Source organism: Pseudomonas sp. Sample_14 (assembly GCF_004307515.1).
Taxonomy (GTDB): Bacteria; Pseudomonadota; Gammaproteobacteria; order Pseudomonadales; family Pseudomonadaceae; genus Aquipseudomonas; species Aquipseudomonas atacamensis.
Genome location: NZ_RCOC01000034.1, coordinates 1 through 7,767, shown reverse-complemented (window position 1 = coordinate 7,767; position 7,767 = coordinate 1). Strand labels below are relative to the sequence as shown.

At 59.4% G+C, this 7,767-nt stretch carries 5 protein-coding genes and 1 tRNA gene; 3 read left to right on the top strand and 3 right to left on the bottom strand.

Going from position 1 to position 7,767, the window contains the following annotated elements; genetic code table 11:
• Positions 1-729: 729 nt before the first annotated feature.
• From selA to D8U61_RS07400, 3 genes are all read left to right on the top strand, one after another.
• On the top strand, positions 730-2,142 hold the full coding sequence (selA, locus tag D8U61_RS07410; protein WP_130926690.1) for an L-seryl-tRNA(Sec) selenium transferase: 1,413 nt from the start codon (positions 730-732) through the stop codon (positions 2,140-2,142).
• The gene (gene selB / locus D8U61_RS07405; RefSeq protein ID WP_130926698.1) at positions 2,139-4,055 is read left to right on the top strand and encodes a selenocysteine-specific translation elongation factor; all 1,917 of its coding nucleotides are present in this window, start codon (positions 2,139-2,141) and stop codon (positions 4,053-4,055) included. The genes selA and selB overlap by 4 nt, the downstream gene beginning before the upstream one ends.
• Positions 4,056-4,060: 5 nt before the next feature.
• Positions 4,061-4,156 (top strand) — tRNA-Sec (locus D8U61_RS07400).
• A 61-nt stretch (positions 4,157-4,217) separates the two neighbouring features.
• Here the strand turns inward: D8U61_RS07400 and D8U61_RS07395 are convergent.
• The 3 genes from D8U61_RS07395 to D8U61_RS07385 all read right to left on the bottom strand — a co-directional run bounded on the left by D8U61_RS07395 (position 4,218) and on the right by D8U61_RS07385 (position 7,364).
• Positions 4,218-6,491 (bottom strand): hypothetical protein, encoded by a 2,274-nt coding sequence (locus D8U61_RS07395; RefSeq protein WP_130926689.1) that lies wholly within the window; start codon positions 6,489-6,491, stop codon positions 4,218-4,220.
• Positions 6,492-6,835: 344 nt separating this feature from the next.
• Entirely contained in the window at positions 6,836-7,126 is a 291-nt protein-coding gene (locus tag D8U61_RS07390; protein WP_016770737.1) for a type II toxin-antitoxin system RelE/ParE family toxin, read from the bottom strand.
• Entirely contained in the window at positions 7,119-7,364 is a 246-nt protein-coding gene (locus D8U61_RS07385; RefSeq protein WP_083386978.1) for a type II toxin-antitoxin system ParD family antitoxin, read from the bottom strand. Before D8U61_RS07385 ends, D8U61_RS07390 begins: the two co-directional genes overlap by 8 nt.
• Positions 7,365-7,767 lie beyond the last annotated feature (403 nt).

Here is a 7,767-nt window from a genome sequence, read left to right as displayed (position 1 = left end):
GCCGAATCACAAAGCCCGGTCAGCCCCGGATTTCTCTGTGGGAGCGAGCCTGCTCGCGAAGGCGTCAGGTCAGCCACCTCCACATTGACTGAAACACCGCATTCGCGAGCAAGCTCGCTCCCACAGGTTTTGTGGTGACCAACAATGTTCATTCCACCCCGAATCACTGTGGGAGCTGGCTTGCCAGCGATTCGGTCGGCACATTCACCGCCTTCTTTGACTGACCCACCGCAATCGCTGGCAAGCCAGCCACAGATTTGTGTGCCGAATCACAAAGCCCGGTCAGCCCCGGATTTCTCTGTGGGAGCGAGCCTGCTCGCGAAGGCGTCAGGTCAGCCACCTCCACATTGACTGACACACCGCATTCGCGAGCAGGCTCGCTCCCACAGGTTTTTGTGGTGACCAACAATGTTCATTCCACCCCGAATCCCTGTGGGAGCTGGCTTGCCACCGATTCGGTCGGCACATCCACCGCCTTTTTTGACTGACCCACTGCAATCGCTGGCAAACCAGCCACAGATTTGTGTGCCGAATCACAAAGCCTGCAGCCCCGGATTTCCCTGTGGGAGCGAGCTTGCTCGCGAATGGGTCGTTTCAGACGCATTATCTTTGGCTGACTTACCGCAATCGCGAGCAGGCTCGCTCGCACAGTGCGTCTACACTTCTGAAACCCTTGGGGGAGGTAGCTTGTTCCCGAAGGAGCTGTTTCAGTCGAATCAGGAGTGGCTGATGTCTTCCAGCGTTGCCCTGCGGTTGCCGTCCATTGATGGCTTGTTGCGTCACCCGGCGTGCGCGCCGTTGGCCGAGCGTTACGGCCGGGATTCGTTGCTGACGGGCCTGCGTCAGTTGCTTGATGAGCTGCGGCCCGGCGTGTTGAGCGGGCAATTGGCGGCGGTGGAAATCGGCGCCGAAGTGCTCGCCGGCCGCGTCGGCGAACGCTTGGCGCAACAACAACGCAGCCAGGTGCGCCGGGTATTCAATCTGACCGGCACGGTACTGCACACCAATCTCGGTCGCGCCTTGCTGCCCGAAGAAGCCATCGAAGCAGTGCAAATGGCCGCACGCTATCCGCTCAATCTCGAGTTCGATCTGGCCAGCGGCAAGCGCGGTGATCGTGACGATCTGATCGAAGGCCTGATCCGCGAACTGACCGGCGCCGAAGCGGTGACCGTGGTCAACAACAATGCCGCTGCCGTGCTGCTGACCCTCAACAGCCTCGGCGCGCGCAAGGAAGGCATCATCTCGCGTGGTGAGCTGATCGAAATCGGCGGCGCCTTTCGCATCCCCGACATCATGGCCCGCGCCGGCGTGCGCCTGCATGAAGTCGGCACCACCAACCGCAGCCATGCCAGGGATTACCAAGCGGCAATCGGCCCGCGCAGCGGTTTGATCATGCGCGTGCATGCCAGCAACTACAGCATCGAAGGCTTCACCGCGCGGGTGCCGACTGCGGAACTGGCCGAGTTGGCTCACGCTCATGGCTTGCCGTTGCTGGAAGATCTGGGCAGCGGCAGTCTGCTCGACCTGACGCGCTGGGGCCTGCCGGCGGAACCGACGGTGCGGCAGGCGCTGCTCGATGGCGCCGACATCGTCACCTTCAGCGGCGACAAATTGCTCGGTGGGCCGCAGGCTGGATTGATTGTCGGGCGCAGAGAACTGATCGCGAAGATCAAGAAAAACCCATTGAAGCGCGCGCTACGGGTCGACAAGTTGACCCTGGCCGCGCTGGAGGCGGTGCTCGGTCTGTACCGCGACCCTGATCGCCTCGCCGAGCGTCTGCCGAGTCTGCGTCTGCTGACCCGGCCGCAAGCCGACATTCATGCGCAGGCTGTGCGCTTGCAACCGTTGCTCGCCGATGCGTTGGGCGAGGTCTGGCAGGTCAGTGCAGTCGAGGCGTTGGGCATGATCGGCAGCGGCAGCCAACCGGTGGCGCGTCTGCCGAGTGCGGCGCTGTGTTGTCGCCCGCGAGTGTCCAAGCGTTGGCGCGGGCGCTATTTATTGAATCTCGAAGCAGCGTTGCGCGGTTTGCCGATCCCTGTGCTCGGTCGGATCGGCGACGATGCGCTGTGGCTCGATCTGCGTCAGCTCGACGATGAGCCAGCGTGGCTGGCGCAGTTGGCGCAATTGCAGGTCGACCGGTGATCGTCGGCACGGCGGGGCACATCGACCACGGCAAGACTTCGCTGTTGCAGGCGCTGACGGGGCAAACCGGCGACCGCCGCCCGCAGGAGCGCGAACGCGGCATGACCATCGACCTCGGTTATCTCTACGCCGAACTCGCAGCGGGCGCCGGGCTGACCGGATTCATCGACGTGCCCGGCCACGAAAAATTCACCCACAACATGCTCGCTGGTGCGCAGGGCATCGATCTGGTGTTGCTGGTGGTCGCGGCGGATGACGGGGTGATGCCGCAGACCCGCGAGCACCTGGCGATCGTCGAGCTGCTCGGCATCCCCCGCGCGCTGGTGGCGATCACCAAATGCGATCGAGCGGGAGCGGGCAGGGTGGAAGAGGTGCAGCGCCAAGTGCTCGATTTGCTGGCGCCCGGGCCATTCGCCGATGCGCCGATTTTTACCGTGTCGAGCATGAACGGGCAGGGCGTCGATGAGTTGCGCGCGGCGTTATTGCAGGCACAGAACGAGGTGCAGGCACGCGGTTGTGAGGGCGGCTTTCGTCTGGCGATCGATCGGGCATTTAGCGTCGCGGGTGCAGGGATTGTGGTCACCGGCACGGCGTTGTCGGGCACGGTTGCGGTGGGCGACAAACTTGTCTTGGGGCCCGCGGGCAAATCGGTGCGCATCCGTGGCCTGCACGCGCAAAACCAGGCCGCTGAACAGGCGTTCGCTGGCCAACGCGTGGCATTGAACCTCAGCGGCGATCGTCTGGAACTGGCGCAGCTCCACCGTGGCCAATGGCTGCTGGCGGACTGGCTGCACGCCCCGACCCAGCGCATCGACATCGACTTTCAACTGTTGCCCGGCGAGCGCACCTTTGAACACTTTCACCCGGTGCATCTGCACCTCGGCACCCAGGATGTCATCGCCCGCGTCGCCTTGCTGCAAGGCCCACGCCTGAGCCCCGGCGAGCGCATGTTCGCGCAACTGCTGATCAACGCGCCGGTGCAAGCGTTGAAGGGTGATCGGCTGATCCTGCGCGACTCAAGTGCCCAGCGCACCCTCGGCGGCGGCGTCGTTCTCGACCCGTTCGCCCCGGCCCGCCATCGCCGCAGTTCGGAACGCCTTGCGCAACTGCAAACCCTCGCTCTCAGCGTCAGCCTCGAACAAGCCTTGCCGGCTCTGCTCAACCACAGCCCCGGCGGCCTCGACCCGCAACGCCTGGAACGCCAGTTCAACCGCCCGCGCGCGCAGTGGACGCTGGTGGAGAACATCCGCCTGATCGACACCCGCCAAGGCCCGCTGCTGTTCAACGTGCAGCGCTGGGGCCAGTTGAAATTCACCTTGCTCGAACAACTGGCGCGATTTCACGAACAAGAACCCGACCAGATGGGCCCGGACCGCGATCGTCTGCGCCGCTTCAGCGCGCTGGCGCTGGAACGCTCGACCTTTATCAGCCTGCTCGACGAACTGCTCAGTGCCGGCTCGATCCTCGCCAGCGGCCCCTGGCTGCACCTGCCCGACCATCAGGTGCGCCTGAATGCCGACGACGAAATCCTCTGGCAGCAATTACAGCCGTTATTCGAACAGGCCGGTTTCGACCCGCCGTGGGTGCGCGATGCGGCGAAAATGCTCGGCGAAGACGACGCCAGCGTTCGCCTGTCAATGCGCAAATTGGCACGGCTGGGTCTTATGCACCAGGTGGTGCGCGACCTGTTCATCAGCGACATCGTCCTGCGACAAATGGCGGCGCTGCTGCTGAAACTCGCCGAAGAAAATCCAGCGATTGAGGTGACAACTTTCCGTGATGCGCTAGGCTTGGGACGCAAACGCTGTATTCAGTATCTGGAATATTTCGACCGACTCGGCCTGACCCGCCGCCTCGGCGAATCCCGCCAGATCCGCCCCGACAACGCGCTGGCCAACGCCTGCGCACCCTGAGTTCAGGAAGACAATCGCGCCCGGTGGCGCGGCCGGGCTTCAAACCCGGTTGGGGACGGCATCCGTTCCCGGGCAGGTTCGACTCCGGCTGTCTTCCGCCATTTATTTTATAAGCGAGAGCAGTAAGGGTAAAAGGTAATAGTTACAGTGACTCCATCGTCTTTATCTTGGGATGGTCCTCAGTCGAATATTGTCTATCTTTATTATTTCAAAGGTAGTGCTCGCGATAGTAATTGAGTGGTAATCGGTGGTATCAGGTATTCCCAAGAAAAATCTGGTTTCAACATGTGCCCACGAACCTGCGGTTGGTAGGCGGAAGGGAGGAAAAAAAATGGTTGGAATTTGATGGAAGCCAAGCATCACACTGCAATCTCTGGGTGTTGGAACTAGATAATCGAAACTTAAAACGCACAGCTCACCACTTTTTATATTGTTATATGACTTACTAATGGTAAAATTCTCTCCAGCGTTTACGTAGCGCGACTGGGCGTAGTATTCACCACCTTCGTTTATAATTTGCCCGAAGTTACTAACAAAAGCCCAACCATTCATGTCCTTGTTTGTGAAGGTGGTCAAATCATCGAAGGCCTTCTTGATCGTATATCCTTTCTTCGGAAAGGATATGTAGCCACCTTCAGTTTTATCAAATGAAACTCGCACCTCAATCTCAAGTGTCGAGTCGTCTTCCATCATCAGCAACTTGTCCAGTGGCACACGATGGCGTATCCCACCCAAATCCTCCGCCGTCACCTCTTTCCCTTTATAAGCCTCTACAATAATTCCCGCACTGCCATCACGTTTGATTTCCCTATAAGTCAAATCAACCCGCTGTCCTACAGCTATCAACGGCCAAGCGGTCGTCCGCGTATGATCCGTCGGCAACAAATCCGCAGGATCCAGCTCATCTCCCGTCACCCGGTCGATCGTCGGCGTGGGTAATCGAGGATCTCCGTCGGCAATGTCCTGCACGCTTAGTATCAGCGGCAGGGAATCGCGCGTAGCCGATCCGGTTGTCTTGCTGTAATCCACCGTCACATTGCCACCGAAACTGTACGCAACCACTTTGTTGTCCAGCGCAATCTCCTGCGTGCCCAGCACTTTGACCACGTGAGGCGGCGAGGTGTAGGAGCCGTCGGCAGGCGTGCCCGGGGCGGCGGTCCAGCGCACTTGGATTACATCATCAAGCTGAATGGAAGGGTCAAAGACCAAAGCGGTCAGCGCATCTTTCGCGGCAAGCGGATCCAGGCTGTTGCCTGGTGCCTGTTTGATTATGGGCGCTACCAGATCCGGCGCCGCTTCGCCAATGACCTCGGCCTCGGCCGTTCTGGAATGCCCAACAACGGTGCCTGCCGGCCGTTCCAGCTCATAACGCACCTGCAAGCGCGCGCCGGAAGTCAGTTGATCGTTGGGTAGCTCCAGAATGCACGGTTGCAGCACTCCAAACTTGTCGGTGATCACGCCCGGTTGGGTCGGCTTCTCGGCTGAATCGTTCAGCCGAGAATACCCTCTGACCGTGTCGCCCTTTTGAAAATCGGGAGTAGTGGGAGCAACGACGATCAATAGCGGCCGGCCCTCGAGTTTGTCGAGGTCCACAATCGCTGGATCGTCCATGTCATCGTCGGGATCCTCGCGCAGGATCGGCTGGGGCAGGAAGTTTCGCTCAAGGTCAATGTTGGCATAAATGTACTTCGACCACCGGTCCCGGTGAGTGGTGTTGAGCAGTTGATCGATCACCGTGTAGGAGAACGGGCAGTTGTTCATGCTGCCAATTTTTTGAAAGGTGTCGGGACCGATCAGCACCGAGAATGCCTTGCCCGCCTGTTCCGGCGTCACCGTGTGTTTGAAGGTCTGGCGATTGATCTCGTATTTCACCTGATCGTAGGCGCGGCAATGAGGGTAATCGAACGTCAGGAGTACGCCTTTGGCGGCCTGATCCTTGTCAATCACCGCCGGGTTGCCGAGCCCTTCGGGCAGACTGATCAGCAGCCCCGGATGATCACCGGTGCCAGGCACATCATTGCCGCCGGGCAAGGTGTCGTTGTAGAGCGCCCACGCTTCGATGGATTTGCTGTCATTGCCGGCGACGTTTTTCAGAATGTATTGGATTGTGTTGATGACGCCGTCGTGAAGTGCCCTCTGGAACACGGGAAAGACCATTCTCGCGTTGACGACTGTCTGTGCACCGCCGCTCTGCTCACCGTTGACGAAGAGTCTGATACTGCCATATTGACCAACGTCCGCAGGCGGATCGACCACCACCTGTACACCAGCGGCGTTGATTTCATCGCGCGTGAGCTCCGTGAATACCTTCAACGGCAAGCCATAGGTGACTGTCGGTGGTTCTGCCGGCGGGTCAGTGATCACGTTCTTGGTGGCAACAGGGATTATCACCGGATACAGCGTCATGACCGTGTTGTCGGGTTGCGTCTTTTCCATGGCACACCTTCCTGATGAGATGGCCAGGGAGGGCTGGCCGGGATGGAGATATCAGATACCGGGCGGGAGAAGTTGGCTACTGTCAGATCTGACAGGTGAAAGTGGGTTTGCGACGGACGGTAGGTCTGCACTCGGAGATGCGCAGGCCGATGCCGACGCACAATCAGCGGCGCGGCCGGGCTTCAAACCTGGTTGGAGACGGCAACCGTTCCCGCGCAGGTTCGACTCCGGCTGTCTTCCGCCAGTCTCCCAAAAGCAAAGATCGCAGCCTTCGGCAGCTTCTACATCGATTTGTAGGAGCTGCCGAAGGCTGCGATCTTTTGATTTTCGGTGATACGAGAAGGTTAGAGATTACGCTGCGCTTCCATCCGGTCATGCAAGATTCTGATTATCGCGATCCCATAGGCGGTGATTCGAAAATAAATCACGTGACTCTCCACGCTGCAGCGTCGGTAACCGGGGCGGATCGCGTCGCATGCGGGTGCTGTTTTGGGACGATCAGCCAACTGCTCGAAAGACGCAGTCAGGATGTCGATGTAGCGATTGGCCTGATCCAAACCCCATTGTTGAGCTGTATAGGTCCAGATAGCCTCAAGATCCGCTTCGGCGGCGGGGGTAAGTCGGTATTCAGCCATGCGCCCTCAACATTCTCTTTTTGAAAGCATCAGCATCGAATGGCCGGGGGGCACCACTGGATTCTCCTTCTCGAAGGGCTGCGCGGACGGCTTCCAGTTCAGCGTTTCGCTCTTGCTCTCGACGGATCAAATCGCGGATATATTCGCTGTCGTTGGTGTAATGTCCCGCTTCTATTTGAGCTTTGATCCAATGGTCTTGCTGGTCAGTCACGGTTATGGTTTTTCGTACGGTAGCCATGGTCGGGCCTTTTGCGGGTTGGGGAACTTTGCGCAAATTATCATACTAATGGTGCGCTAACGAGTATGAGCCTAGCCGTTACAAGAACGAATCACAGCCTTCGGCAGCTCATGCGTATATCACTCGAGCTGCCGCAGGCTGCATTTTCAGACCCGCGACCGAATCTGCTGCCCGAGCACATCCGTCGGGTTAAATAATCCGTCCCCTTTGTGATCGCGAGCAGGCTCGCTACCACAGGTTCCTTCAGTGGTCGCAAAGTTTGCGTCCGACCAGGATCAATGTGGGAGCGAGCCTGCTCGCGAAGAGGCCGGCACGGGCATCGCATAACTCAGCCGGCCCGCATTACCCCGGCAACTCCAGATTATCCAGCACCCGATTCACCGCCAATTCCCCGAGCATGATC

Coding starts and splice junctions, on each gene's coding strand:
- selA (WP_130926690.1), top strand. CDS start 730: ATGTCTTCCAGCGTTGCCCTGCGGTTGCCGTCCATTGATGGCTTGTTG.
- D8U61_RS07395 (WP_130926689.1), bottom strand. CDS start 6,491: ATGGAAAAGACGCAACCCGACAACACGGTCATGACGCTGTATCCGGTG.
- D8U61_RS07390 (WP_016770737.1), bottom strand. CDS start 7,126: ATGGCTGAATACCGACTTACCCCCGCCGCCGAAGCGGATCTTGAGGCT.
- D8U61_RS07385 (WP_083386978.1), bottom strand. CDS start 7,364: ATGGCTACCGTACGAAAAACCATAACCGTGACTGACCAGCAAGACCAT.